The 25054-nt window shown below is 63.1% G+C and carries 23 protein-coding genes and 1 tRNA gene; 16 read left to right on the top strand and 8 right to left on the bottom strand.

The window, feature by feature from the left end; genetic code table 11:
• Positions 1-2 precede the first annotated feature (2 nt).
• A complete protein-coding gene (gene queA / locus ACWKV7_RS11850) occupies positions 3-1049 on the bottom strand; it encodes a tRNA preQ1(34) S-adenosylmethionine ribosyltransferase-isomerase QueA (protein WP_483857872.1) in 1047 nt (348 codons plus the stop codon).
• A 109-nt stretch (positions 1050-1158) separates the two neighbouring features.
• Between queA and ACWKV7_RS11845 the strand changes: the two genes are divergently transcribed.
• From ACWKV7_RS11845 to ACWKV7_RS11835, 3 genes are all read left to right on the top strand, one after another.
• Positions 1159-1245, top strand: a tRNA-Leu gene (locus tag ACWKV7_RS11845).
• 376 nt (positions 1246-1621) lie between these two features.
• The gene (locus ACWKV7_RS11840) at positions 1622-1834 is read left to right on the top strand and encodes a cold-shock protein (RefSeq protein ID WP_483857871.1); all 213 of its coding nucleotides are present in this window, start codon (positions 1622-1624) and stop codon (positions 1832-1834) included.
• 102 nt (positions 1835-1936) lie between these two features.
• Positions 1937-2431: an RDD family protein gene (locus ACWKV7_RS11835; RefSeq protein WP_483857870.1), complete on the top strand. Its 495-nt coding sequence runs from the start codon at positions 1937-1939 to the stop codon at positions 2429-2431.
• Between the two features lie 46 nt (positions 2432-2477).
• Here the strand turns inward: ACWKV7_RS11835 and lptG are convergent, their stop codons facing one another.
• The gene (gene lptG, locus ACWKV7_RS11830) at positions 2478-3539 is read right to left on the bottom strand and encodes an LPS export ABC transporter permease LptG (protein ID WP_483857869.1); all 1062 of its coding nucleotides are present in this window, start codon (positions 3537-3539) and stop codon (positions 2478-2480) included.
• Positions 3532-4653 (bottom strand): LPS export ABC transporter permease LptF, encoded by a 1122-nt coding sequence (gene lptF, locus ACWKV7_RS11825; protein WP_483857868.1) that lies wholly within the window; start codon positions 4651-4653, stop codon positions 3532-3534. Before lptF ends, lptG begins: the two co-directional genes overlap by 8 nt.
• Positions 4654-4784: 131 nt before the next feature.
• Between lptF and ACWKV7_RS11820 the strand changes: the two genes are divergently transcribed.
• The 9 genes from ACWKV7_RS11820 to ACWKV7_RS11780 all read left to right on the top strand — a co-directional run bounded on the left by ACWKV7_RS11820 (position 4785) and on the right by ACWKV7_RS11780 (position 14709).
• Complete coding sequence (locus ACWKV7_RS11820) at positions 4785-6275, top strand: leucyl aminopeptidase (protein ID WP_483857867.1); 1491 nt, start codon at positions 4785-4787, stop codon at positions 6273-6275.
• A gap of 73 nt (positions 6276-6348) precedes the next feature.
• Positions 6349-6777, top strand: a complete 429-nt coding sequence (locus tag ACWKV7_RS11815; protein ID WP_483857866.1) for a DNA polymerase III subunit chi — start codon at positions 6349-6351, stop codon at positions 6775-6777.
• A gap of 8 nt (positions 6778-6785) precedes the next feature.
• Positions 6786-7217, top strand: a complete 432-nt coding sequence (locus ACWKV7_RS11810) for a DNA polymerase III subunit chi (protein ID WP_483857865.1) — start codon at positions 6786-6788, stop codon at positions 7215-7217.
• Between the two features lie 98 nt (positions 7218-7315).
• Positions 7316-10150: a valine--tRNA ligase gene (locus ACWKV7_RS11805; protein WP_483857864.1), complete on the top strand. Its 2835-nt coding sequence runs from the start codon at positions 7316-7318 to the stop codon at positions 10148-10150.
• 239 nt (positions 10151-10389) lie between these two features.
• A complete protein-coding gene (gene nhaD / locus ACWKV7_RS11800; protein ID WP_483857863.1) occupies positions 10390-11772 on the top strand; it encodes a sodium:proton antiporter NhaD in 1383 nt (460 codons plus the stop codon).
• A gap of 58 nt (positions 11773-11830) precedes the next feature.
• Positions 11831-12127, top strand: coding sequence for a winged helix-turn-helix domain-containing protein (locus tag ACWKV7_RS11795; RefSeq protein WP_483857862.1), 297 nt, complete (start codon positions 11831-11833; stop codon positions 12125-12127).
• Positions 12128-12141: 14 nt separating this feature from the next.
• A complete protein-coding gene (locus tag ACWKV7_RS11790; protein WP_483857861.1) occupies positions 12142-12702 on the top strand; it encodes a VTT domain-containing protein in 561 nt (186 codons plus the stop codon).
• A gap of 74 nt (positions 12703-12776) precedes the next feature.
• The gene (gene rlmF, locus ACWKV7_RS11785; protein WP_483857860.1) at positions 12777-13766 is read left to right on the top strand and encodes a 23S rRNA (adenine(1618)-N(6))-methyltransferase RlmF; all 990 of its coding nucleotides are present in this window, start codon (positions 12777-12779) and stop codon (positions 13764-13766) included.
• On the top strand, positions 13714-14709 hold the full coding sequence (locus ACWKV7_RS11780) for a lipopolysaccharide kinase InaA family protein (protein ID WP_483857859.1): 996 nt from the start codon (positions 13714-13716) through the stop codon (positions 14707-14709). Before rlmF ends, ACWKV7_RS11780 begins: the two co-directional genes overlap by 53 nt.
• Here the strand turns inward: ACWKV7_RS11780 and ACWKV7_RS11775 are convergent.
• Entirely contained in the window at positions 14695-15561 is an 867-nt protein-coding gene (locus tag ACWKV7_RS11775; protein ID WP_483857858.1) for a lipopolysaccharide kinase InaA family protein, read from the bottom strand. The two genes, ACWKV7_RS11780 and ACWKV7_RS11775, sit on opposite strands and share 15 nt — an antisense overlap.
• Before the next feature lie 344 nt (positions 15562-15905).
• Between ACWKV7_RS11775 and ACWKV7_RS11770 the strand changes: the two genes are divergently transcribed.
• From ACWKV7_RS11770 to ACWKV7_RS11760, 3 genes are all read left to right on the top strand, one after another.
• Complete coding sequence (locus ACWKV7_RS11770; protein WP_483857857.1) at positions 15906-16190, top strand: hypothetical protein; 285 nt, start codon at positions 15906-15908, stop codon at positions 16188-16190.
• 108 nt (positions 16191-16298) lie between these two features.
• A complete protein-coding gene (locus tag ACWKV7_RS11765) occupies positions 16299-16724 on the top strand; it encodes a hypothetical protein (protein WP_483857856.1) in 426 nt (141 codons plus the stop codon).
• Positions 16725-16894: 170 nt separating this feature from the next.
• On the top strand, positions 16895-18418 hold the full coding sequence (locus ACWKV7_RS11760) for a methyl-accepting chemotaxis protein (protein ID WP_483857855.1): 1524 nt from the start codon (positions 16895-16897) through the stop codon (positions 18416-18418).
• Here ACWKV7_RS11760 and ACWKV7_RS11755 read toward each other — a convergent pair.
• Together ACWKV7_RS11755 and sbcD are read right to left on the bottom strand one after the other, a co-directional pair.
• Positions 18350-21775 carry an AAA family ATPase gene (locus ACWKV7_RS11755; RefSeq protein ID WP_483857854.1) on the bottom strand — a complete coding sequence of 1142 codons (3426 nt, stop codon included), beginning with the start codon at positions 21773-21775 and terminating at the stop codon, positions 18350-18352. The genes ACWKV7_RS11760 and ACWKV7_RS11755 overlap by 69 nt on opposite strands.
• Positions 21772-22992, bottom strand: a complete 1221-nt coding sequence (gene sbcD / locus ACWKV7_RS11750) for an exonuclease subunit SbcD (RefSeq protein ID WP_483857853.1) — start codon at positions 22990-22992, stop codon at positions 21772-21774. Before sbcD ends, ACWKV7_RS11755 begins: the two co-directional genes overlap by 4 nt.
• A gap of 127 nt (positions 22993-23119) precedes the next feature.
• Here sbcD and ACWKV7_RS11745 point away from each other — a divergent pair, with 127 nt between their 5' ends.
• Entirely contained in the window at positions 23120-23815 is a 696-nt protein-coding gene (locus ACWKV7_RS11745) for an HAD family hydrolase (protein ID WP_483857852.1), read from the top strand.
• Positions 23816-23820: 5 nt separating this feature from the next.
• Here ACWKV7_RS11745 and ACWKV7_RS11740 read toward each other — a convergent pair whose 3' ends face one another.
• Both ACWKV7_RS11740 and ACWKV7_RS11735 read right to left on the bottom strand, forming a co-directional pair.
• Entirely contained in the window at positions 23821-24150 is a 330-nt protein-coding gene (locus ACWKV7_RS11740) for a hypothetical protein (RefSeq protein ID WP_483857851.1), read from the bottom strand.
• A 13-nt stretch (positions 24151-24163) separates the two neighbouring features.
• A complete protein-coding gene (locus ACWKV7_RS11735; RefSeq protein WP_483857850.1) occupies positions 24164-24505 on the bottom strand; it encodes a hypothetical protein in 342 nt (113 codons plus the stop codon).
• Positions 24506-25054: the final 549 nt, after the last annotated feature.

Raw genomic sequence — 25054 nt, 5'->3', positions numbered from 1 at the left:
CATTAACGATCCTCCGGCCCGCGAGCCGCCGGGTTGCGCGTGATGAACATGGCATCACCGTAGCTGAAGAAGCGATAGCCCTGCTCCACCGCCGCCGCGTAGGCGGCCATGGTCTCGCGGTATCCGGCGAAGGCCGAGACCAGCATCAGCAAGGTGGATTCGGGCAAGTGGAAGTTGGTCACCAGGGCATCGACCACATGGAACGGACGCCCCGGATAAAGAAAGATGTCGGTCTCGCCGCTAAAGGCCTTCAGCTCGCCATCGCGCGCCGCGCTTTCCAGGGAGCGCACGCTGGTGGTACCGACGGCGACCACGCGACCGCCACGGGCGCGGCAGGCAGCGACCGCATCGACCACCGCCCGCTCGACCTCCAGCCACTCCTGGTGCATGTGGTGATCTTCGATACGCTCCACGCGCACCGGTTGGAAGGTACCCGCTCCGACATGCAGCGTGACGAAAGCGGTTTCCACGCCCATCTCGCGGATCGCATCCAACAGCGGCGCATCGAAATGCAGCCCGGCGGTCGGCGCGGCCACCGCACCGGCACGCTCGGCGTAAACGGTCTGATAGCGTTCGCGGTCGGCCGCCTCGTCGGGGCGATCGATATAAGGAGGCAACGGCATATGGCCGACACGCTCCAACAGCGGCAACGCTTCCTCGGCGAAGCGCAGCTCGAACAGCGCCTCGTGCCGGGCCAGCATTTCGGCTTCGCCGCCACCTTCCAGGAAAATCTTCGAGCCGGGCTTGGGCGACTTGCTCGAGCGCACATGGGCCAGCACCCGATGGCTATCCAGCACGCGCTCGACCAGGATCTCCAGCTTGCCGCCGCTGGCCTTCCGGCCGAACAACCGCGCCGGGATCACCCGCGTATTGTTGAAGACCATGAGATCGCCTGGGCGCAGATACTCCAACAGGTCGGCAAAATGCCGATGAGCCAACCCACCGCTCGGTCCATCGAGCACCAACAGCCGACTGGCGCGACGCTCGGCGAGCGGATGACGGGCAATCAGGGTTTCGGGCAGTTCGAAGGAAAAATCGGCAACGCGCATGATGGAGGTCGTCGTGCAGGGGGCGCAAAGCTTACCGGAAATGCCACCAACTGACCACGGACAGCGATTGACCGCGCCCCTCACCCTCCCTATACTGCGCCGCCATTGTGCCTCGGTGGCGGAATCGGTAGACGCGGCGGATTCAAAATCCGTTGCTGGCGACAGCGTGAGAGTTCGAGTCTCTCCCGAGGCACCACAATGCTCCCAGTCCTGGGCGGCACGCGCCAGACGGCGCAGCCAGCTATGCCAGGATCTAACCGCCTCCTCCGGCGGCCTCGTTGCTTCTCGTTTCTCGCTGCTCCCAATGGCCTGGCAAAAGGCCTGCTTTCGCGACCGCAATAAGCGTCGCCGAGCCCGATAAAACCGCATGCTCTGAGGGGTTGGCATTTCCCGCGGAGTTAGCGTAGAGTGTGCCCACTGTGTTTGCATGGGTCGCTGTTGAATCGTGACCTGGTGCAGTAGATCCTACAGATCCGCTACATCCCGCTCGACTTCTCTTACTCTCTGCAACCAGTTCCAGCCCTCGGCCGTGGCCGAGGCTGTCATCAACTTTAGTTCCAAGGAAATAAGACATGTCGAATCGTCAAAACGGCACCGTTAAGTGGTTCAACGACGAGAAGGGCTTCGGCTTCATCACTCCCGAGAGCGGTCCGGATCTGTTCGTGCACTTCCGCGCCATCCAAGGCCAAGGCTTCAAGAGCCTGAAAGAAGGCCAGAAGGTAAGCTTCATCGCCGTGCAGGGCCAGAAAGGCATGCAGGCTGATGAGGTTCAGGTCCTGGCCTGATCTGCGCAGCCGTTTAAAAAGCCCCTGATGGCAACATCAGGGGCTTTTTTGTGCCCGCGTTTTCGTAAACTACCCAACCGATTTCTTCGCCGCGAGCCTGTCATGCCGAAACACCAGCTGCGCCCCCAGGGCGATTTCCCGAATGCCGGCCTGCTCCGCCGGCTGGCAGCCATGTTCTACGACTTCCTGCTCTGCGTGGCCTTGCTGATGGTGGTCACCCTGCTCTACAAGCTGGCACTGATGGGGTTCTACGGTGAAGCCCAGCTCCGACAATTATCCGACGCCGGCGCCCTCGATGGCGACCCCCTGCTTTCCAGCCTGCTACTGCTGACTCTGTTCGCCTTTTTCGCCAAGTTCTGGACCCACAGCGGCCAAACCCTCGGCATGCAGGTGTGGAACATTCGCGTGCAGAACAGCGACGGCAGTGCGATCAGCCTGTGGCAAGCACTGCTGCGCTTCCTGATCGCCATCGCCTCCTGGCTAAGCCTGGGCCTGGGCTTCTTCTGGATACTCTGGGACAAGCGCAAACGCAGCTGGCACGACATGTACTCCGATAGCCAGATCGTGCAGCTACCGAAGAACACCCATAAGAAATAGCAGACGCAAAAAAGCCGGCCCTCGAGCCGGCTTTCCCTTCCCTTACTCAACCGGCGCGACGAAGCAACCAGAAGCCTGCCAGCGCGCACACGCCTGCCGGCAGCAGCACCGCCAGCAGCGGCGAGAAGCCAAACACCAAACTGGATGGGCCGAGCAGGTCCTGGGCAATACGGAATACGAAGCCGACCAGCACCCCGGTGAACACCCGCTGACCGAGGGTAACCGAACGCAGCGGACCGAAGATGAAGGAAATCGCCATCAGCACCAGCGCCATGGTCACCAGCGGCTGCAGCAATTTGGTCCACAGCGCCAGCCAGTATTGGCTGTTGTTCAACCCCTGCTCGGCCAGGTATTGGATGTAGCGCCACAGACCGGTGATCGACAACGCATCCGGTGCCAACACCACGGTATTCAGCAGCTGCGGGTTCAGCTCGATCTCCCAGCGCTCGCTGGCGACCTCGTCGACCTCGGTACTGCGCTCCAGGAAGCGCGTGGTCTTGACGTCCTCGAGCTGCCAGTGGCCGCCCTGATAGAGCGCGCGCCGGGCGAAGCTGGAAGACAGCAGCCGCCGCTGGTCGTCGAAACGATAGCGGGTCACCCCGTAGAGCACGCCATTGGGCTGCACGGCATTGATGTGCACGAACTCATCGCCCTGCCGATGCCAGAGACCATGCCTGGCGCTCTGCGCTTCACCGCCCCCCTGGGCCAGGGCACGATTGGCCTGGGCCAGGTTCTCGGTCCAGGGCGCGACGTACTCTCCGATCAGGATGCCGGCCAGCAACAGCACCAGCATCGGCTTCATCACTGCCCATACGATGCGCCCCACCGACACGCCGGCGGCACGCATGATGGTCAGCTCGCTGCTGCTGGCCAGACTGCCAAGCCCGATCAGGCAACCGATCAACGCCGCCATCGGCAGCATTTCATAGGTGCGTCGCGGCAGGGTCAGCAGCACGTAGGTCAGCGCATCGAGCAAACTGTAGCCACCCTCGATGTCGCCCAACTCGTCGATGAAGGCGAACAGCAGCGCCAGGCCCACGATAATGCCCAGCACCGAGAGGATGGCGAAGAACACACTGGTCCCGATGTAGCGATCCAACTTAACCATGGACCACCTCCCGCGCCGCGCGAAGACCCGCCACTTTGAGACGCAGCGCCTCCCAGTAGAGCAAGACCAAACCGATCAGCAAGAACAACCCGTGCACCCACCAGAGCCCCACCTCCGGCGACAACTTGCCCTTGCTCAGTGCGCCACGCGCCGCAATCAACAAGCTCAGATAAGCCATATACAGCAGCACCGCCGGCAACAGTTTCAGAAAACGCCCCTGGCGCGGATTCACTCGAGACAAGGGCACCGCCAGCAGCGCGACGACGAACACCAGCAGCGGCAGCGACAGGCGCCACTGCAATTCCGCCTGCAGCTTGTGATCGTCGCTACCGAGCAGTTCGCGGGTGGGAATCGCTTCGCGCTCACCGATCTCGGCACTGACTTCCGGCTTGGGCAGCAGCACCCCATAGGTCTCGTACTGGATGGCCCGGTAGTCCGCCGCGCCGGGGTTGCCGTCGTAACGGTAGCCATTCTTCAGGATCAGGTAGCGACTGCCGTCTTCCTGGATTTCCTGGCGACCGGATTCGGCGACCAGCACGGTGATGCCGCGCTCCTTGCCGCTTTCGCGGGACAGGCGCTTCTCGGAAATGAAGATCTTCGACAGTTCGCCGCGGTCTTCCGACAGCTCTTCGCTATAGGTCACCCGAGAACCATCGCGCATGGCCTGGAAGCGGCCGGGAACCAGGGTATCGAATTCGGTCAGCGCCTCCTGCTGGTTGAGGATGCGCGCCACCCCGGCGACGCCCTGCGGCGTCAGACCCATGCTCAGCCATGCCACCATCAGCGCGACCAACGCGGTGGGCGCCAGGGTATAGGCCATCAGCCGCTGCTGGCTCATGCCGGTGGCGGACAGCACGGTGATTTCGCTATCGAGATAGAGCCGGCCATAGGCGAGCAGCACACCGAGGAACAATCCCAGCGGCAGGATCAGCTGGAGGAAGCCTGGCATGCGCAGGCCCATGATCATGAACAGTACGCTCGGATCGAGCACCCCCTGCGCGGCCTGGGCGAGGTACTTGATGAAGCGGCCGCTCATGATGATTACCAGCAGCACGGCACTCACGGCGCTCAAAGTAACCAACAGTTCACGGGACAGATAACGAAAGACAATCAAACCAGACGCTCCAGGGTTGTCAGGCTCAGGCGGCAGCGCTCACACTAGCTGCTTTGTGTGCCGGCCAGCCTCGAAAAATAGCCGGCATTATATCCTTCAAACCCGACTCTTTGTCTTGGGGACATCTCGTCATGGAATTCCTTGTCAAAAGCGCTCGTCCGGAAACCCTGAAAACCGCCACTCTGGTCCTCGCGGTCGGCGAAGGCCGCAAGCTCGGCGACACGGCCAAGGCCGTGGATGCCGCCAGTGGCGGCGCCATCAGCGCACTGCTCAAGCGCGGCGACCTGGCCGGCAAGGTCGGCCAGACCCTGCTGCTGCATAACCTGCCCAACCTCAAGGCAGAGCGCGTATTGCTGGTCGGTTGCGGCAAGGAACGCGAACTGTCCGACCGCCAGTTCCGCAAGGTCGTCGCGGCGGTCTTCGGCGTGCTCAAGGGCTTGGGTGGCAACGATGCCGCGCTGACCCTGCACGAACTGGCGGTGAAAGGCCGCGACGCCTACGGCAAGGCACGTCTGTTGGTGGAAACGCTGGCTGACGGCAGCTACGTTTTTGATCGTTTCAAAAGCCAGAAGAGCGACCCGCGCACCCTGAAGAAAATCGTCCTGCTCAGCGACAAGGCCACCAGCGCCGAGGTCGAGCGCGGTGCGACGCATGCCCAGGCCATCGCCGCCGGCATGGAGCTGACCCGCGACCTTGGCAACCTGCCGCCAAACCTGTGCCACCCAAGCTTTCTCGCCGAGGAAGCCAAAGCGCTGGCCAAGACCCACAAGAGCCTCAAGGTCGAGGTGCTGGATGAGAAGAAGCTCAAGGAACTGGGCATGGGCGCCTTCCTCGCCGTGGCCCAGGGCAGCGAACAGCCGCCGCGACTGATCGTGCTCAACTACCAGGGTGCGAAGAAGGACGACAAGCCCGTGGTCCTGGTGGGCAAGGGCATTACCTTCGATACCGGCGGCATCAGCATCAAGCCCTCGGCCAACATGGACGAGATGAAGTACGACATGTGTGGCGCCGCCAGCGTGCTCGGTACCTTCCGCACCCTGCTGCAACTGGAGCTGCCGATCAACGTGGTCGGCCTGATGGCCTGCGCCGAGAACATGCCCAGCGGCCACGCCACCCGCCCCGGGGACATCGTCACCACCATGAGCGGTCAGACCGTCGAGATTCTCAATACCGACGCAGAAGGTCGCCTGGTGCTGTGTGACACCCTGACCTACGCCGAGCGCTTCAAGCCGCAGGCGGTGATCGACATCGCCACCCTCACCGGCGCCTGCATCGTCGCCCTGGGCAGCAACACCGCCGGCCTGATGAGCAACAACGACGGCCTGGTGAAGGAGCTACTCAAAGCCGGCGAAAGCGCCGACGACCGCGCCTGGCAATTGCCGCTCTTCGACGAATACCAGGAGCAACTGGACAGCCCGTTCGCCGACATCGCCAACATCGGCGGCCCCAAGGCCGGCACCATCACCGCCGGCTGCTTCCTCTCGCGCTTCGCCAAGAACTTCCACTGGGCGCACCTGGATATCGCCGGCACCGCGTGGATCAGCGGCGGCAAGGAAAAGGGCGCCACCGGTCGTCCGGTCCCCATGCTCAGCCAGTTCCTGCTGGAGCGCAGCAAGGCCTGAGCCAAACCACCGGGGCGGACCTATTCGCCCCGGTGACTGTCCACCGATAGACCGAGCCCACTCACCGACCGCCATGACCAAAGTCGATTTCTACATCCTACCCAGCGCCGACCCGGCGGCCCGCCTGGAATTCGCCTGCAAGCTGACCGAAAAGGCCTGGCGCCTGGGCCATCGGGTCTACCTGCACTGCGCCGATGCAGTACAGCGCGAGACCCTGGATGCACGACTGTGGAGCTTCAAGGGCGAAAGCTTCGTCCCCCACGGCAGCGCCGAGGAAGACCAGCAGGCGCCGGTGGCGCTGGGCCTGAGCGAAGACCCCGGCAGCCACTGCGATCTGCTGGTCAACCTGAGTACCCAGGTACCGGCCTTCTTCACTCGATTCGCCCGTGTCGCCGAAGTGGTGGTGGAAGAACCGACCATCCGCCAGGCGGCCAGGGAGAATTTCCGTTTCTACCGAGAAGGCGGCTATCCTTTGCAGGATCACCGCCTGCCCCGCCTCTGAACGCCCCCATGGACAGCCGCAAACCGCCGCAACCACCCGAGCACCTGCTGGACGATCTCGAATCGATCCGCCAACTGCTGGGCCAGGACCACCTCGAACCGCCGCTGCTGACCGATTCGATCGACCCGAACAGCATTCCCCTGCTGTCCGAGATCGTCACGCCGGCGCCGCGCCCGGCCGCGTCTCCGGCCAGACCGCAACCCACTCAAGCGCCGACTGCCACGCCACGCCCGGCACCGCAGGCGACCCCGCCCGCCACCGCCCCGCGCCCGCCGCAGAGCACTGCCCAGGAAATCACTCGGATCGACCGCGAGCTGCGCGCCGCCGGGCAACTGATCCTGCAGGACGTGATCGACGACTTTGTGCCGCAGATCGAAGCCGAGCTGCGCCGCCGCCTGGAAGCACGCCTGGACCGGCTGCTGGCCCAGCGCAAGAAATAAGCCCGGCGCCCTCCTGCGCCAGCTGCCTGCCGCCAGCCATCCAGAACCGTTATACTCCCCGGTTTTTCCGCTCAGCCGCATTAAGGGTCCCGCCGCGCATGGATAAGACCTACCAGCCGCACGCCATCGAAACCTCCTGGTACCAGACCTGGGAGTCGAAGAACTATTTCGCTCCCCAGGGCTCCGGCGAGCCCTACACCATCATGATCCCGCCGCCGAACGTCACCGGCAGCCTGCACATGGGCCATGGTTTCAACAACGCGATCATGGATGCGCTAATCCGCTTCCGTCGCATGCAGGGCCGCAACACCCTGTGGCAGCCGGGCACCGACCACGCAGGCATCGCCACCCAGATGGTGGTGGAACGCCAACTGGCCGCGCAGGGCATCAACCGTCACGATCTCGGTCGCGAGAAGTTCCTGGAGAAGGTCTGGCAGTGGAAGGAAGAGTCCGGTGGCAACATCACCCGCCAGATTCGCCGCCTCGGCTCCTCGGTGGACTGGTCGCGCGAGCGCTTCACCATGGACGACGGCCTGTCCGAGGCGGTGAAGGAGGCCTTCGTACGCCTGCATGAGGACGGCCTGATCTACCGCGGCAAGCGCCTGGTCAACTGGGACACCAAGCTGCACACCGCCATTTCCGACCTGGAAGTGGAGAACCATGACGAGAAGGGCAATCTCTGGCACCTGCGCTATCCGCTGGCCGACGGCTCCACGACCGCCGAGGGAAAGGATTACCTGATCGTCGCCACCACCCGCCCGGAAACCATGCTTGGCGACACCGCCGTGGCCGTGCATCCGGAAGACGAGCGCTACAAGGCACTGATCGGCCAGTTCGTCGAACTGCCGCTGGTGGGCCGGCGCATTCCCATCGTCGCGGATGACTACTGCGACCCCGAGTTCGGCACCGGCTGCGTGAAGATCACCCCGGCCCACGACTTCAACGACTACGAAGTCGGCAAGCGCCACGACCTGCCGCTGATCAACGTGCTCGACAAGAATGCGGCGATACTGGCCAAGGCCCAGGTGTTCAACCTCGACGGCAGCGTCAACGCCGAGGTCGACCCGAGCTTGCCAGAGGAATACGCCGGCCTGGACCGCTTCGAGGCGCGCAAGCGCATCGTCGCCGCCTTCGAGGCCGCCGGCCTGCTGGAAAAGATCGAAGACCACGCGCTGAAAGTGCCGAAGGGCGACCGCTCCGGCACCGTGATCGAGCCTTGGTTGACCGACCAGTGGTACGTCTCCACCAAGCCGCTGGCCGAGAAGGCCATCGCCGTGGTCGAGAGCGGTGAAATCCAGTTCGTACCCAAGCAGTACGAGAACATGTACTTCTCCTGGATGCGCGACATCCAGGACTGGTGCATCAGCCGCCAGCTGTGGTGGGGCCACCGCATTCCGGCCTGGTACGACGAGTTGGGCAATGTCTACGTCGGCCGCGACGAAATGGACGTGCGGCGCAAGCACGGCCTCGGCAACGAAGTGGAACTGGTGCAGGACGAGGACGTACTGGACACCTGGTTCAGCTCCGGCCTGTGGACCTTCTCCACCCTCGGCTGGCCGCAGCAGACCGAGGAACTGAAGACCTTCCACCCCACCGATGTGCTGGTCACCGGCTTCGACATCATCTTCTTCTGGGTCGCCCGGATGATCATGCTGTCCACCCACCTGACCGGGCAGATTCCGTTCAAGACCGTCTACGTCCACGGCCTGGTGCGCGACGGCCAGGGCCAGAAGATGTCCAAGTCCAAGGGCAACGTGCTCGATCCGCTGGACATAGTCGACGGCATCACCCTCGAAGAGCTGCTGGAGAAACGCACCAGCGGCATGATGCAGCCCAAGCTGGCCGAGAAGATCGCCAAGCAGACCAAGGCCGAATTCCCCGAAGGCATCGCCAGCTACGGCACCGATGCCCTGCGCTTCACCTTCTGCTCGCTGGCCACCACCGGCCGCGACGTGAAGTTCGACATGGGCCGCGTCGAGGGTTATCGCAACTTCTGCAACAAGCTTTGGAACGCCGCCAACTTCGTCATCGAGAACACCGATGGCCAGGACACTGGCGTTAACGGTGAAGAAGTCGAGCTGTCCTCGGTCGACCGTTGGATCATCTCCGCGCTGCAACGCACCGAGCAGGAAGTCACCCGTCAGCTCGATGCCTTCCGCTTCGACCTGGCTACCCAGGCGCTCTACGAGTTCGTCTGGGACGAGTACTGCGCCTGGTACCTGGAGCTGGTGAAGCCTGTGCTGTGGGACGAGAACGCACCGATCGAGCGCCAGCGCGGCACTCGCCGCACACTGATCCGTGTGCTGGAAGTGATCCTGCGCCTGGCCCATCCGTTCATGCCGTTCATCACCGAGGAAATCTGGCAGCGCATCAAGGCCCAGGCCGGAGCCAGCGGCGACACGCTCATGCTGCAGACCTGGCCGGTAGCGAACGAGAGCCGCATCGACGCCGCCGCCGAAGGCGACATCGAGTGGGTCAAGCAGTTGATGCTCGGCGTGCGGCAGATTCGCGGCGAGATGAAGATCTCCATGGCCAAGCGCATCGACATCATCGTGCAGAACGCCAATGCCGAAGACCTGCGCCGCCTGGCCGACTTCGAGCCGCTGCTGAACAAGCTGGCCAAGCTGGAATCGGTGCGCGTACTGGCCGCCGGCGAAGAAGCACCGATGTCCGCCACCGCCCTGGTCGGCGAGATGCAGGTGTTGGTGCCGATGGCCGGGTTGATCGACAAGGACGCCGAACTGGCACGCCTGGACAAGGAAATCCAGCGCCTGGACGGCGAGGTCAAGCGGGTCGGCGGCAAGCTGGCCAACGAAGGCTTCGTCGCCAAGGCCCCGGCCGAGGTGCTCGACAAGGAGCGCGCCAAGCTGGCGGAAGCCGAGCAAGCCCTCGGCAAGCTCGCCGAGCAGCGCGAGAAGATCGCCAATCTGTAACCCGTGAAGCCCGCCATCGCAAGATCGCGGGCTTTTTTATGGCCACTGCGCATGGCCAATCACTGCGAGGGAGCCGCTTCTTGTCCAGCATCAAGGCAATGACTCGACCGCTTGCCGATAGTGCCGGCAACGCCAACGGCGCTTTCCACCCGACACGTTGTTGGGCATGCTGCCGCTCACACCTTTTCCATGCATTCAGATTCCAACCATAACTAACCTTCTGACTGGAAATTCAGCCTATGTACGCTTACGCCCTCATGGCACTGGTATTCGTGCTCGGATACCTCTGCATCGCCCTGGAACATCCGCTGAAGATCGACAAGGCCGCCTCGGCATTGTTGACCGCGGTATTGTGCTGGACCCTTCTGGTGCTCGGTGCCGACAGCATATTGCCGCAGATCGGCCACGGTACCGCCGGCGCCTTCGACAATACCCACCATGTGGTCGAGGAGCTGCGCCATCACCTCGGCGAGATTTCCGAGATCCTGTTCTTCCTGATGGGCGCCATGACCATCGTCGAACTGGTCGATGCCCATGAGGGTTTCAAGGTCATCACCGACCGCATCCGCACCAACAAGCGCGTCACCCTGCTGTGGATGGTGGCACTGATCACTTTCTTCCTCTCCGCGGCGCTGGACAACCTGACCACCACCATCGTGATGATCTCGCTGCTGCGCAAGCTGATTTCCGAGCAGCGCGAGCGCTGGTTCTACGCCGGCATCGTGGTGATCGCCGCCAACGCTGGCGGCGCCTGGTCGCCGATCGGCGACGTGACCACCACCATGCTGTGGATCGGCGCCCAGATCAGCACCAGCGGCATCGTCACCAGCCTGATCCTGCCGAGCCTGGTCTGCCTGCTGGTACCGCTGCTGATCCTCAGCTTTACCCTCGGCGGCGAGATCGAAAGGCCGCAGGAAGTGATTCTGGACGAGGAACACCGCGACCCCACCACGCCCTTCGAGCGCAACCTGATCTTCATCCTCGGCATCGGCGCACTGCTGTTCGTGCCGGTATTCAAGACCGTGACCCACCTGCCGCCGTACATGGGCATCCTGCTCGGCCTCGGCGTGCTCTGGGTGGTCACCGAAGTCATCCATCGCGGCAAGAATGACGAAGACAAGCATCCCCTGTCGGTCGTCGGCGTGCTGCGCCGCATCGACACCACCAGCGTGCTGTTCTTCCTCGGCATCTTGCTGGCGGTCTCCAGCCTGGCCAGCGCCGGTCACCTGACCCAGGTCGCCACCGCGCTGCGCGACAGCCTGGGCGACGTCTATGCGATCAACATCGCCATCGGCCTGCTGTCCTCGGTCGTGGACAACGTGCCGCTGGTGGCCGGCGCCATGAAGATGTACCCGCTGGTGAGCCCCGAGGCGCTGGCCATCGCCGGCGACGAAGCCGGCTGGCTGGCCAACTTCGTGGCCGATGGCAAGTTCTGGGAAATGCTCGCCTACTGCGCCGGCACCGGCGGCAGTTGCCTGATCATCGGCTCCGCGGCCGGTGTCGCGGCCATGGGCATGGAGAAGATCAACTTCGTCTGGTACCTGAAGAAGATCAGCCTCCTGGCCTTCGTTGGCTATATCGCCGGCGCCGCCACCTACATCGGCCTAGCCAGCCTGGGTTGAGCAGGCAAACCCGGATGTGCGCCCGCACGGCGCGCTCCGGGCGCCAGGAGTCGAGAAAATGGATGTCAGCAAGACCAGAACCAGCTTCTACCGCCGCCTGTATGTAGCCTGGCTGATCGACAGCGGTCAGGCCCGCAGCGTGCCCGAACTGATGGCCGCCACCGGTATGCCGCGCCGCACCGCCCAGGACACCCTGGCGGCGCTTGCCGAGCTGGATATCGACTGCGCCTTCGCCCAGCAGGCCGGTGAACGCAACAACGCCGGGCACTACCTGATTCGCGACTGGGGGCCGATCGACCCACAGTGGATCGCTGCCCACCAGACGCAGATCAAGTCCATACTAGGCTATCCCTGACGGCGAGGCGGACTATGCGCAGTTCACGTCGACTGCTTCTGGTGGCGCTGTTCCTGCTGGGTGTATTCGTGCTGTTCGAAGCGCTCGGCATTCGCCAACGGTTCAGCCTGGAAGCGCTGCAGCATCTGATCCTGATGCACAAGGTCGTCGGCCTGCTGCTGTTCGTCCTGCTGTTCGCCCTCGGCAACTTGATCCAGATCCCCGGCTGGATCTTCCTCGCCGCCGCGGTGCTGGCCCTCGGGCGCGTCTACGGCGGCGTCGCCACCTACGTGGCGGCCAGCCTGTCCTGCACCTTTACCTTCTTCACCATTCGCTACCTGGGCGGCAACGCCCTGCGCGAACTGGACAACCGCCTGGCCCAGCGCCTGCTCCAGCATCTTGACCGGCACCCGCTGGCCAGCATCGTCGGCCTGCGCGTGCTGTTCCAGACCGTGCCCGCCCTGAACTACAGCCTGGCCCTGTCCGGCGTGCGCTTTCGCGACTATCTGCTCGGCACCCTGCTCGGCCTGCCGCTGCCGATCCTGCTCTATTGCCTGTTCTTCGACTACCTGGCGACCTGGCTGAACATCGGCTGATCGCCAGTTAGCCCGGCAAAGGCACGGCGGCTGTGGGAAAATGCTGCGCCCAGCGTACTACCGACCAGCCAGCCATGCCGCGACCACCCAAGCGCCCTTCCCCGCCCCGCCAGCCAACCGCCAAGGGCAACCTGCATCCGCGCAACCGCCACCAGGGTCGTTACGACTTCCCCGCGCTGATCGAGCGCCACCCGGCGCTTGCGGCGTTCGTCATCCTCAACCCCTATGGCAAGCAGAGTATCGACTTTGCCGACCCGCAGGCGGTCAAGGCGCTGAATCGTGCCCTTCTCAAGGAACACTACGGCATCGAGCACTGGGATATCCCCGAAGCCTATCTGTGCCCGCCGATCCCCGGCCGGGCCGATTACCTGCACGGCCTAGCCGACCTGCTTGCCGAAACATGCGGGGGAGCCATTCCGCGCGGCCCCGCGGTACGGGTACTGGATATCGGGGTCGGTGCCAACTGCATCTACCCGCTGATTGGCCATCGCGAGTATGGCTGGCGCTTCCTCGGCGCCGACATCGACAGCACCGCCCTCGCCTCGGCCCGGGCCATCATCCAGGCCAATCGGCTGGACGACGCCATCGAGCTGCGCCAACAGCCGAATCCCCGCCACATCTTCGAGGGCCTGTTGCAGGCCGACGAGCGCTTCGACCTGACGCTATGCAACCCGCCGTTCCACGCCTCGCTGGATGAGGCCACCCGAGGCAGCCAGCGCAAATGGCGCAACCTCGGCAAGCTCGACCCGAAACGCAAGCTGCCGGTGCTGAACTTCGGCGGCCAGGGCGCCGAGCTCTACTGCGAAGGCGGCGAAGCGGCGTTCGTCAAACGCATGATCGAGGAAAGCCAGGCCTATGCCGGCCAGGTGCAGTGGTTCAGCACCCTGGTGTCCAAGGCCGCCAACCTTCCGGCCGTGCAGGCGACGCTGCGCAAGGTCGGCGCAAAGGACGTACGTACCGTCGAAATGGCCCAGGGGCAGAAGCAGAGCCGCTTCGTGGCCTGGAGCTTTCTTGCCGAAGCAGGAGGACACCGGCTTCGCCAGCCACCCGCCGGACGCCAATGACATCATTTTGATGACATGCGTCGAAATTTCCGTAGCATGTCGCACTCGAACGACCAACTGGCAACAACGACTAATGCTGCACCTCAAATCCCTGACCAATTCCTTCCGCTCCATTGAATTGCAGGGAATTCGCTTCCTGATCGAAAGCGCGCACGCAGACACGGTGCAGCAGGCGTTGGAAGATTTTTTCGCTGCACCGCAAGAATGCCCGACCCTGGATCCCTTGGAGGAAACCCGCGGCGTGTACCTATTGAAAGGGGCCGAGCAATGGGTGCTGAAACATAACCGCCTGGCCAGTTGGAAGAAGCAGTTGAGCAACTACTTCGGCCTGAAGAAGAGCTATGGACTGCACGACCTGACCAACGAGTTCATCAATCTACGTAAGATTCCCGCAGCAGCCGACTTCGTCCCTCAGATCGTCGCGTTCGGTTATCGCACTCGCAGGGGAGTCTTCCTCGAAGAGGAGTTCCTGCTGGTTCGCTATCTACCCGAGCATTGCAATCTCGATGAGCGCTTGAGGCAACACCCCGATCAGGCGCAAGCACTGCTTGAGAAAATCTTCGCGCTGTTCAGTCGTATGCTGGAACTGGACTTCTGCCATCTCGACCCGCATCCGAAGAATATCCTGATCGGTCCCGACGAGCAGCTGCGCCTGATCGACTTCGAATGCTGCGCACATGAGGTCTTGAATCGGGACTTCGCCCTGGGCTTCCTGCACGGCTACTTTTATATCTTCTGGTTCCACCGCTTCATCAGCAAGGACGATTACCACCGCGTCAGCTCCAGCTACCTGAAGCGCGCCCACCCCCATCTCGATGAACGTGTCTTTGAGCCGGTGTATCGCCACTTCCGCGATCACAAGGTTTCGCGGCGGACCCGTTACTCGGCGATGACATCGACCTCTGCCCAAGAGGCGTTCCTTGGAGCCCTACCCAAAGCCTGAGTCTAGAGCGCCTGGCCGCATGCCCCGCCGAAGGATATCCCAGCGCTCCTTTCGCCCGACGACGGCATGCTTTCCGATCTGGAAGAATTGCTCGAAGCGTTGCCGATCCAGCCCCTCATACGCAACCAGCGCTTTCGCCACCAACCGATCGTATCGCTCTTCGCTCAACAGGCGGCTCACGCAGCGTTGGTAGAGGAACCCAAGTTGAAAGCCCAACCCCTCGGCGAAATGATCGGTTGGCCCGATATGGCAATTCTCCAGATCGATGATCCTTAAATCGCGAGGTTTGTCGGGATGCAACATGAAGTTTCCAACCCAAACGTCAAGGTGAAAGACATCCTGGCCATTCAACCTATGGATGAGGGAAATGGCATCGGAAAGAAACAGCTCCACATCCGACTCGGAGCGCTCCAGCCATTCCTCACCATTGACATAGCCCTCTAGATATTCGCTGATCAGGAAGATCTCCTTGACCAACCCCAGCCTCTTCTTTCGATAACCGAACCCTTTGAGGCGCGGCATCGGTAGACCGCGTCGGAACACCTCGCTCGTATTGACCAACTCGGCAACCGGCCAATCGAGACCGCCCTTGCTCCTTGACTTGCCCAAGGTGACTCGCAGTTGTGAGCGTAATCCTTCGATTGCAGAGGTTTTGACGAACAATTTGTGCTGACCTACCTGCAGCGCACGGGCGATTCGTCGCGAGGAATAGCTCCGGTAGTCGCGTTCGGCAATAAGCTTGGCAATGGCCGGCAAGCTATCGCCAACGCTGCGGTCATCGAAATGCAAGACAAGGTCGTCGAAGCAAGCGGTGCGGGGAAAGGCAGGTCGAAAACGTTCCAGGTAATGCATTAGGCATAGGTCAGGCAGCAGCAAACGGACCAAGATAGCAATGTGCCTTCAGCACCTCAACCGTTCCGGCCACCTCCCGTCGAATCTTGGAGCCAAGGTCTCGATCATCGCGCCTGTAGGGCACCTCTAAAAACGCAAGCGAGGCAGTCAGCGCAAGGCAAAAACAGGCGAAAAAGCGGAGTTTACGCGCGGTAAATGAGCATCTTGAGCCTGTTTTAACGCAGCGATGACAACGCAGGTAGTTTTTAGAGGTGCCCTGATGGGCTTCAATGCCTGCCATAACCCCTTGGCCGCCACATGAACTACCATGCATGACTTCAAATGCCAGCCCAGGAGAATTGTTGATGTTTACCAGCGACTATCGTGAGCCGGTCGCCCAACTCCTGGCGCTCGGTAGCCCGATGGACGAGCAAAGCCCACCGGTATACCGGGAATTGGGGTTGAGCGAGGCCGACATCCCGGAACTCTGCCGCCTGGCCCAAGCCGGCAGTCACCGCGCGCCTGAGACCGACGAACGATCAGCCCACGCCTCCATGCATGCCTGGCGTGCACTCGGTCAACTGCGAGCTGAGCAGGCCATCGACAGCTTGATCGCCGAGTTCCAGCATGCCGAGTTAGAGGATTGGTAGCCGGAAGAGCTGCCAGCGGTTTTCGGGCAAATCGGCCCCAGCGCGATTGCATCCCTCGGCGCCTACCTTGCGGATGACACCAATAGCCTCTGGCCTTGCACCACGGCCATGGCTGCCTTGACCGCGATTGCCAAGGGCTTTCCCGAAAGCCGCAACGATTGCATTGCCGTGCTCGGCACGGAACTGGCTCGCCTCGCCGAGCGAGACGTCGTGTTCAACGCCTTCCTGATCTGTGAGCTGCTCAATCTGAAAGCAGTGGAAGCTGCTCCGCTCATCGAACAGGTATTCGCGGCGAATGCGGTCGACCTATCCGTACAGGGTGATTGGGAAGACGTCCAGATCGTACTGGGCTTGCTGGAACGGCGCCTGACGCCGCAGCCGAGCTATCATTCTCCGGGCAGCACGGCCTACGACCTGCCCTGGTATACCCCACCCGCCCTTCCGGTCAAACCTGCCAATGCCCAGGCGAAGAAAGCCAAGCGCAAGCAACAGGCCCTGTCGCGCAACCGCAACCGCAACCGCAAGAAAAAGTAACCGCTTCGCGTTTCGCATATCACAAACCGATTCACTGCCAACCTGGAATCGGCCCTCTGCCCTGTCCACAGCTGAGAGCACGCTGGCCGATATACGGCGGGCGGGAAGGCATTCAGTTCCCGATAGCATCTGCCGATAATCGCGAGAGTCTTCCACCTTCAGAGGATCAGATGGAAACGTCACGCCAGGGCTTCCTCAACCTCTTCGTTCCGCCGGATCTCGACGACCAGGCGCTGCGCCTGCAGAGTCGCACCCTGGCGTTCTTCGCCGTGTGTGGCATCGTCCTCGGCCTGTACAGCGCGCTCAAATGGGGCAAGCTGGGCAACTTCGCGCTGGTCCAAGGCGCCATGCTGATGGTGGTCGGCATGCCGCTGGTGCTGCTGTTCCTTCGCAAAGCCTGGTTACCGGTGCCGCTGGTGACCAACCTGTCGCTGGCCTGCAGCAACGCCTACGCGATGATCCTCGTCTACCAGCTTGGCGGCATTCATTCCCCGCACATCTTCTGGCCGGCAGTGACCATCGTCTTCGCCTACCTGCTGATCGGCGGGCTGAGCGCGTTGATCTGGAGCCTGGTGCAGTTCTGCTATGTGTTCTGGCTGATCTATCTGGACCGTTCCGGCGCCGCCCTGCCGGTGTTCGAGCTGAGTCCGCGGGACGCGTTGGTCAACCAGTATTCCGGCTACCTGTTGCCGCTGGCCACCACCTGGCTGGCCCAGTGGTTCGGCGCCAAGCTGCGCCAGGATGCGCTGCAGGAAGCCCAGCAGAACTGGCTGAGCGCCGATGCCCAGAGCCAGGCGGCAGCAGCCAGCAGCCAGAGCCTGCAGGGCCTGTTGGAAGAGGTGCGGCAATGCGCCGGCGACCTGCTGCAGCTGTCCCAGCAACTGCACCAGACCCTCAGCCACATCCGCCAGCGCTGCCAGAGCATCGACGGCGACGTGCAGAGCCAGGCCGACGCCATGCAGGTGATCGACCAGGCCCTGCTGGAGGTGCTCGGGCAGCTCGCGCAGAGCACCCGGCAGATGCACGAGCTGAGCGGCGACACCCAGAAGAGCACTGCGCAGATGAGCGACTGCGCGCAGCGCATGCAACAGGCGCAATCGAGCATGCAGGCGATCCAGCAGAGCAACCAGCGCATCGCCGAGGCCATGCAGATGATCAGTGCGATTGCCGCGCAGACCAACCTGCTGGCGCTCAACGCGGCCATCGAGGCGGCACGCGCCGGCGAACATGGCCGCGGCTTCGCGGTGGTGGCCGACGAGGTGCGCAGCCTCTCGCAACGCAGCAACCAGACTGCTGATGCGGTGCAGCAGGTACTCGACGAATCCCAGTTGACGGTGGACACCGGCACCCGCGAGGTGGCCGGGGTGAGCGAGGCCCTGGGCCGCAATGCGGCGTTGACCGAGACGCTGTCCGGCGCCATCGTCGAGCACAGCCGGGCCCTGGCCCAGGCCCATGGCCAACTGGAGCGCGTGCGCGCCGACAGCGCCGCGCAGCATGCCGCCAGCCAGCGTCAGCGCGAGGCCAGCAGCGAACTGCTGCAAGCCCAGGAAGCCTTGGTCCAGCTCGGTGAACGACTGGCCTCGGTGGCGCGTCAATTGCACCAGCAAGTGGCCAGCGGCGGCGCTTCAATCGGCCAGGCGGAAGCGCCGGTCCAACGCGCTATAGCCAAGCCCAACGCCCTTGTGCACCCGTAGCTGAACCGGGATGCGCTCCTTGAGCGCTTCCACATGGCTGATCACGCCGATGGTCTTGCCGCTGGCGTTGAGGCTGTCGAGGGCATCCAGCGCCACCTCCAGGGTCTCGCCATCCAGGGTGCCGAAGCCCTCGTCGAGGAACAGCGAGTCGATGCTGGTCTTGTGGCTGACCAGGTCGGACAGCGCCAGGGCGAGCGCCAGGCTGACGAGGAAGCTCTCGCCACCGGACAGGGTGCGGGTATCCCGCGCCACGTCGGCCTGCCAGGTATCCAGCACCTCCAGCTCCAGTTCACCGCCGGCCCTGCGTGCCAGTTGGTAGCGGCCATGCAGGCGTTCCAACTGACGGTTTGCCAGGTAGATCAGGTGATCCAGGGTCAGCCCCTGGGCGAAGCGGCGGAACTTGGCGCCGTCGGCCGAACCGATCAGGCCGTTGAGATGTTGCCAGAGGTCATAGTCGGCCTCCTTGGCCGCGATCTCGGCGAACAGCGCCTGTTGGTTCTGCCGGCGCAGGTCATCGCCTTGCAGTTGCGCGCGGATCTCGCCCTGGCGCTGGCCGAGCTGCCGCAGCTCGGCGTTCAGCCCCTGTAATTGCTCGTCCAGCTGTTGCAGATCGAGTTCACTGAGCGGCGTCGCCTGCAGGGCAGCCAACGTCTGTTCGGCGGACAGTCTCAGGGCCTCGGCGGAGGTGAGCGCCTGCTCCAGTTGGCGCTTGCGCTGCTGCAAGGCACTGCGCTGCTCGTCATCGAGCAGTGCAGCATGGAAGGCTGCCTCGTCGGCAAAGGGGCTCTGCGCCAACGCCTTGGCCCAGGTATCGGCGGCGGTGGCCAGTTGCGCCTGATCCTGCTGTAGCCGCTGCTCGAGATTGCGCAGGGTGCCGGTCAGCTCGTCGGCGCGCTTTTGTGCGGTCGCCAAGTGGCTCTGCGTCTGCCGCAGCGCATCTGGTGCATCGACTACGGCATCGATGGGCGGCAGCGGGCTCAGTTCCAGCGCAGCCCAGCGTTGCTGCCAGTGCGCGGCATCCTGCTCGGCGGCATCGAGCTGTGGTAGCAGTTGCAAGCGTTCCCGCTCCAGCCGTTCGTGCTGCTGCTGGAGCTGCTGCCAGTCCTGCCATTCCCGCTGGCGCTCGCGCAACCACGCTTCGCCGTGCTCCGGTACCTGGTAGCCGAAGGGCGCCAGTGCAGCCGCCAGTTCAGCCTCGCACTGCTGCCGTTGTCCTCGCAGGGCATCCAGCTTTTCGGCACGCTCGGCCTGCTGTTGTCGATGGCTGCGCAACTTCTCTTGGCCCAGTTCAAGCCTGCCGGCGGTGTCGAGGCTGAGCTTTTCCACGGCCTGCCGTGCCGAGCGCGCCTGATCTAGCGCTGTCTTTAGTTGATCCAGCTCGCCCAGCGTGCGCTCGGCCGCGGCGAGCTGGGCCCCGTGCCGCTCGCAGTGGGCAATCAGAGCTCCGTCGTCGGCCAGGCCGATACCGAGCGTCTCGCAGCTCTGCCGCCACTGTTCGGCCTGCCGATCCCGTTCGTGCTGATCCTGTTGCACCTGCTGTTGCTGCTGCTCGATCTGCGCCGCCAGGGCGGCGAGTTCGGCGGCGAGTGTTTGCACCAGGCCGGCGAGCGCTTCCAGCTCGGCCTTCTTGGCATCGAGGGCGCTGGCTGTAGCGGAGCTGTCCAGCGCCTGGTACTCGCCAATCGCCGGATGTTCGTGGGAGCCGCACAACGGACAGGCCTCGCCGGGCTGCAAGGCGGCGCGGTAGGCCTCCAGCGCCTGGATGCGCCGCTCCTGCTCGAGCAGCTTCTCCTTGTCGCGGATCTGCTGTTGCAGATCCTTGTACTGCGCCCGCAGGCTATTCACCTCCTGTTCCTTGGCGGCGTGCTGGCGGCGCTTGTCGGTCAGGGAAGCATCGAGCGTGGCCAGCCGCTCGTCGAGCTGCCGCCGGGACTCGGCGAGCTGTCGCAGCTGCGCCAGCTCGTGGGCTTGGCCATGCAGTCGCTGCCACTCGGCTCGCAAGGCAGCCTCGGTTTGGCCAGCCAACAACGCCTCCAGGCGCGACTGCTGGGCAGTCTCCTGCTGCTGGGCATGGCTCAGGCGGCTGCGCTCGTCGAGCAGCCGTTTTTCCAGCTCATCCAGTTGAACGATGAGCGCGTGTATCGCCTGCTCGTCCTGCTGCTGACGGGTATCGAGTGCGACGATCTCTTCGGCCAAACGCTGGCGCCCGTCGAGCAACTGGCGCCACTCGCCGAGCTGTTCACCCAGTTGGCTGCGCTGCGGGTGTTCGGCCAGTTGCGCGGCGAGCTGCCGCAATTGGCGGTCGATTTCCTCCCGCTGCGCCTGCCGGGCCTCGGCGATCTGCCGGCTCAGTTGGCTGGCCCGCCACAGGCCAGCGCCGACCTGCTGCTCGGCTTGGCGGCGTTCGCTCTGCGCCTGCGCCAAGGTTCGCTCGGTATCATCGAGGGCCAGGCGCGCGCTCTGCCAGGCCTGGTAGGCGGGACGCAGCTTATCCGCCGGCTCGCTGGCGGCCAGCCGCCGCAGCTCCGGCTCGGCGTCGAGCAAAGCCTGCCGGGCCTGCTGCTCCTGTTGTGCGGCGCTGCCCAACTTGGTCTCGGCCGCATTCAGCGCCTCGCGCCAGCGCCGTTGGGCTTGCACATCCGCCAGCCGCGCATGCAGCGTCTGCTCCTGCCCGTTGAGTGCTTCGGCCTCGGCCTGCAAGCGCTCCCGTTGTTCGGCACTGAGCAGCTCCACACCCTCGGCACGGGCGCGCAATTGCTCCAGAGCGGCCTTGACCTCTCGGGTGCGCTCGAACACGCGCTGGGAAATCTGCCCGTAGATGTCGGTGCCGGTCAGCTCTTCCAGCAGCTCGGCGCGCTGGTTGGCGCTGGCCTCCAGGAACGCGGCGAAACCGCCCTGGGCCAGCAGCATGGACTTGGTGAAACGCTCGAAATCGAGGCCGGTGAGCTGCTCGATTTGGCTCGTCTTGTCACCGCTCTTGTTAGCAAGGATGGTCCCTTTTGCGTCGGCCAATTCCACCTTCGGCGCCTGTAGCTCACCGCCCACCTTGTCGCGAGCACGCCGCTGGCTCCAGAACGCACGGTATCGCGCACCTTTAACCTCGAACTCCACCTCCGCCAGGCAGTCGGCTGTATGTCGAGTCATCAACTCGTTTACTTCTTTTGAGACTCGGTTTATGCGCGGCGTGCGGTGGTACAGCGCCAGGCAGATGGCATCCAGCAGGGTGGTCTTGCCGGCGCCGGTAGGACCGGTGATGGCGAACAGGCCGCTGTCCTTGAACGGCTCGGCGGTGAAATCGATCTTCCATTCGCCCTTCAGCGAGTTGAGGTTCTTCAGGCGCAGGCTGAGGATCTTCATGCCTCGCCCTCGCGCAGTTCGCCGAGCACCTGCCGGTAGCGCTCCAGCAGTTGGGTCTTCAGCGGCTCGTCCAGGGGCTCGCCAGCCAGGCGCTGGTCGAACACCTCCTCGGCACTCAACTCGTCCAGCGTCTCCTTCGCCTGGGCGCGCAGGGCAGCCGTGGCGTTGCCACGTTCGCGGCGAACCCGCAGCACTTCCACCGGCAACCCTTCGCAGAGTTTGGCGACGCGCACATGCAGATCGCTCAGATGGGTATCGGCATCGACCACCACCTCCAGCCAAACCGGACGCTCCTCGCTACCCGCCCCGGCCGCTTCGGCAATGGCGGCCTCCAGCTCGGCCAGCGAGCCGCGCAGCGATTGCAGCGGCTGGAAACAGGGCACCGCCAGTGGCGTTACCGCGTGCAGGCCACCAGCATCCAGGTCCACCAGCAGCACTTCCTTCTGCTGGCGCGCCTCGTCGAAAGCCAGCGGGATCGGCGAGCCGCTGTAGCGGACATGCTCCAGCCCGCCGACCTTCTGCGGCCGGTGGATATGGCCGAGGGCGATGTAGTCCGCCGGCGGAAAGGCATTGGTCGGGAAGGCCTCCAGCGCACCGACGTAGATTTCCCGCACCGACTCGCTAGCGCTGGCGCCGACGGTGGTCAGGTGGCCGGTGGCGACGATCGGCAGCGCGCCGCCCAGCTCGGCGCGCTTGGCCTCGGCCAGGGCATACAGCGCCTGATAGTGCCGCTGGATCGCCAGTTGCAGCGATTGCTGCTTGTCCGCCGCGCTCTCCCCGGCCTCGCTGCGCAACACATCGCGCGGGCGGATGAAGGGGATGGCGCAAAGAATCGCGCCGGGTGAGCCGTCGTGGCGGCACAAGACCTGCAACTGCTGCTTGAGATCGTCGCCCACCGCCGGGACCACCACCGTATCGAGGCAAGCCAGCAGGCTGCGGGACTCACCCAGGGTCGCCACCGAATCGTGGTTACCGCCGAGCACCACCAGTTGCGCACCGGTTTCCCGCAGCGCGACGATGAAGCGGTTGTACTGCTCGCGGGCATAGCTGGGCGGCGCGCCGGTGTCGAACACATCGCCGACCACCAGCACCGCGTCCACCTCACAGACACGCACCTGCTCCACCAGCCAGGCGCAAAAGGCCTGGTGCTCGGCCTGGCGGGTCTTGCCCATGAAGTGCTGGCCGAGATGCCAGTCGGAGGTGTGCAGAATGCGCATGTCGCAGCCCTTGAGCCTTGTTTTGACGAAGGCGCATGGTACTGCTTCAACGGATATCCGTGCTGTACGAAGCGCCTGCGTCTATGCGATACCTGCACCCAGCGAACCGCGAGCAAGGAGTCCCACCATGCGCGAAACCGGCGCCATCGACCTGCTGATCTGCGACTGCGACGGTGTACTGATCGACAGCGAAATCATCTCCATCCGCCTGATGCGCGAAGCCCTGGGGCAGCTGTTCCCAGTGGAGGAACTGGAACTGGTGCTGCACGGCACCTTTGGTCTGCAAAGCCGGGACATTCTGCGCAAGGTGGAGCTGCACTTCGACACCCGCCTGCCGGCGGACTTCCACCCGGAACTGCTCAAGCGCGGCGAGCTGACCATTCGTACCGAGGCCAAACCCATCCCCGGCGTGCGCGAAGCCCTGCACGCCATCGACCTGCCGCTGGCCGTCGCCTCCAACGGCCACGCGGAAAACGTCCTGCACGCCCTCGACCTGGCCGGCCTGCGCGAACGCGTGGACATCGGCGTGTTCAGCGCCGAACAGGTCGCCCAACCCAAACCCGCCCCCGACCTCTACCTGCTCGCCGCCCGCACCGCTGGCGTGGCGCCGGAACGCTGCCTGGTGGTAGAAGACAGCCCCACCGGCGTGCGCGCCGCCCTCGCCGCCGGCATGCGGGTGATCGGCTTCCTCGGCGCCAGCCACATCCCACCGGAACATGCGCAGACATTGCGCCAGCTGGGGGTGGAAGAGTTTCTGCATGACATGAGCGAGTTGCCGGGGCTGGTGGAAAGGTTGAGCCGGGGCGCCTGGATCGGAGCCTGATCGCCTCAACGCGTAACGGAGAAATACATGATGGTGTCGGCCGTCGGCTGGTCGACACAATTGCGCTCCGTGCGGAAAGACACCGATTTATCCGCCGCAAAAGCCGCCATCAAAACACTCAAATATTCCTTGGCCATTGGCCGGCTCATCTTGAACGAGAGATAGTCTTTGTTTGCACAGGCCGGAACGTTCTGCACACCCCCTTCTGGATAAATGTAGGCCAATCCTTCCTGCTCCTGAAGGGCGATCTTGGTGATCTTCGCCGTGGTATCGGCCTGCGCCGCAACGGGGAGCAGCCCGGCAAGCAAAATTAACGATATTCTCAACATACTCATTCTTCCCAGCTCCTTATTTTTCCACCGAAACCCATTGCAAGGTTTCCGAAAGACTTTGGTCGGTACAAGTGCCACTGGTACTCAACAGCACTTTCTTATCCGCCACGAACGCACTCAGTATCAGCGCCAGATATTCCTTGGCCATTGGCCGGTTCATCTTGAATGACAGATAGTTGCCATTCGCGCCATGGCACGCCGGAGGATTCTGCACGCCACCTTCCGGATAGACATAAACGAGATTTCCTCCCTCATACATGAGTATCTTGCTGATGCGTGCGGTGGTATCGGCATGGGCTTGTAGCGCCATAGCTGCCATAGCAAGCATCAAATAAAAACTCCAAGTTTTCCTATTCACAAAACCCTCCATTTCGATAAAAAGTTAAAGTACCACGCCGGATTCAGCCCAATACGAACTCAAGGGCGTCACACGCTCAAAATAACAAGTCGTCTAAGGAGTAGACCGCATGCGGATTGCATGCTCGCTTTGAAAGCGGCGCCATAAAAAATTCTTCAGCTTTCTGTTTGATTTTTCCTGGAACCACATGACAAGAAGGCCTCTTGACTTGGTCGCCACTCGGCGGGTTGCGCCTGTGGCCAACCCGAGCTACAAAACTCCTTTAATTTATCCTGATGAAGCACTAGCAACTACTTCATTGCTTGCAAAATTAAAATCACCCCTCTCACGAGAGGAGTGATTTCTGCTCAGCATCCGAATTGGATGTACTTTATTGCCTTGAAATCTCCTGGACTTATCAGCGGCTCTATTTCAATGGGAATAATTTCCGGATTCCGCGACGACAAGAACTTTTTCACAACCGCCTCACCAATCCGTTCCTTTCTTTCATTCAGCAAGGTTATATTAACCCCCACACTAATAGGGCCGGACGCGCTGGCGTTTAGCATT

The organism is Zestomonas ipomoeae (assembly GCF_057128665.1).
The sequence above is the reverse complement of the archived record's forward strand: the minus strand, read 5'-3'. Positions and strand labels throughout refer to the sequence as shown.